General features: G+C 60.1%; 1 protein-coding gene. It reads right to left on the bottom strand.

The window, feature by feature from the left end; genetic code table 11:
- A partial coding sequence (locus ET526_RS21155) for an APH(3') family aminoglycoside O-phosphotransferase (RefSeq protein WP_135471052.1) occupies window positions 1–419 on the bottom strand: 419 nt, incomplete at both ends.

Below are 419 nucleotides of genomic sequence, written 5' to 3'. Positions count from 1 at the left end.
GATAGAAGGCGATGCGCTGCGAATCGGGAGCGGCGATACCGTAAAGCACGAGGAAGCGGTCAGCCCATTCGCCGCCAAGCTCTTCAGCAATATCACGGGTAGCCAACGCTATGTCCTGATAGCGGTCCGCCACACCCAGCCGGCCACAGTCGATGAATCCAGAAAAGCGGCCATTTTCCACCATGATATTCGGCAAGCAGGCATCGCCGTGGGTCACGACGAGATCCTCGCCGTCGGGCATGCGCGCCTTGAGCCTGGCGAACAGTTCGGCTGGCGCGAGCCCCTGATGCTCTTCGTCCAGATCATCCTGATCGACAAGACCGGCTTCCATCCGAGTACGTGCTCGCTCGATGCGATGTTTCGCTTGGTGGTCGAATGGGCAGGTAGCCGGATCAAGCGTATGCAGCCGCCGCATTGCA

Source organism: Crenalkalicoccus roseus (genome assembly GCF_004761865.1).
In the GTDB taxonomy this organism is placed as follows: Bacteria; Pseudomonadota; Alphaproteobacteria; order Acetobacterales; family Acetobacteraceae; genus Crenalkalicoccus; species Crenalkalicoccus roseus.
The sequence above is the reverse complement of the archived record's forward strand: the minus strand, read 5'-3'. Positions and strand labels throughout refer to the sequence as shown.